The sequence below is a fragment of the Kitasatospora sp. NPDC007106 genome, from assembly GCF_040634455.1.
In the GTDB taxonomy this organism is placed as follows: domain Bacteria; phylum Actinomycetota; class Actinomycetes; order Streptomycetales; family Streptomycetaceae; genus Kitasatospora; species Kitasatospora arboriphila.
This window is the reverse complement of record NZ_JBEYFP010001320.1, coordinates 1-1,254: the sequence shown is the minus strand read 5'-3', so window position 1 is coordinate 1,254 and position 1,254 is coordinate 1. Positions and strand designations below refer to the sequence as shown.

At 75.2% G+C, this 1,254-nt stretch carries 1 protein-coding gene and 1 pseudogene; one reads left to right on the top strand and one right to left on the bottom strand.

Going from position 1 to position 1,254, the window contains the following annotated elements; all coding sequences use genetic code 11:
* On the bottom strand, window positions 1–469 hold a 469-nt coding region (locus ABZ641_RS38155; protein ID WP_359989241.1), incomplete at its 3' end, for a helix-turn-helix domain-containing protein.
* Window positions 470–573: 104 nt separating this feature from the next.
* Here ABZ641_RS38155 and ABZ641_RS38150 point away from each other — a divergent pair.
* Window positions 574–1,254: pseudogene (locus ABZ641_RS38150) on the top strand (hydrolase); the annotation flags it as partial.

Sequence of the window (1,254 nt, the reverse complement as noted above, 5' to 3'; positions counted from 1 at the left end):
GCCGCAGGTACGGGGCCCGCGCGTCGGCGGGCAGGGCGGCGACCAGCGCCAGCGGGCCGGCGAACCGGTGCACCGGCAGCGCCTCGCCGCGCAGGTGGGAGATCATCGCCAGCCGCTCCGGCCGCACCACGTCCACCACCCGAGCCCGGTCGCCCTCCAGCACCTGGAGGTTCACCATCAGGCCGGTGGCCCCGGACAGCCCCTCCAGGACGGGCCGGGCCAGCGCCGTCAGCGAGTGGTGCAGCGCCGCGGCCGAGACCTGCAGCGCGGCCGCGCCCGGCAGGTAGGTGTCGCCGACCCGCAGCACCCAGCCGCGCCGGACCAGGTCGAGCAGGATCCGGTAGGCCGTCGCCCGGTGCAGGTCGACCGACCGCGCGAGGTCTGCCAGCCGGGCGGGACGGTCGGCGCGGGCGACCGCCTCGACGAGATCGAGGGCCTTGTCGACCGCGGACCGGGGAGCCTGTGACATCCGACCTCTCCACCTCCGGGGGCCACTGGGATACAGTGACGCGAGTGTTTCCGCAGACAATACACATGTTGCGCCAGGCGCAACAGATGAGCGAGAGGTGACGGATGCCGGACGAGTCCCACGGCGCACCCACCCCCTACGCGCCGCCCGCGCCCGGTGCCGTCACCGTGTACCGCGGAGCCACCGTCTTCGACGGGACGGACCGCCCGCCCCGCCGGGCCGCGATCGTGGTCGACGGCGAACGCATCCGGCACGTCGTCGACGAGACCGAGCTGCCGGCCGTGCTCCCGGACGGCGCCGAGACCGTCGACCTCGACGGCCGCCACGTCATCCCCGGTCTGATCGACGCCCACCAGCACCTCGCCACCCCGCCCGACCGGCCCCGCGCCGAGGCCGTGCTGCGCCGCCTGGTGCACAGCGGCGTCACCGCGATCCGCGACATGGCCGACGACGTCCGCCAGATCGGCGACCTCGCCCGCGCCACCCTGGTCGGCGAGATCCCCGGCCCCGACATCCACTACGCCGCCCTGATGGCCGGGCCCTCCTTCTTCGACGACGTCCGCACCCACCAGGTCACCCGCGGTGCCGTCGCCGGACAGGTCCCCTGGATGCAGGCCGTCACCCCCGACACCGACCTGCGGATCGCCGTCGCCCTCGCCCGCGGCACCCACGCCTCCGCGATCAAGGTCTACGCCGACCTCGACGCCGCCACGGTCGCCGCGATCACCGCCGAGGCCCACCGCCAGTCCATCCCCGTCTGGGCACACGCCGCCGTCTTCCCGGCC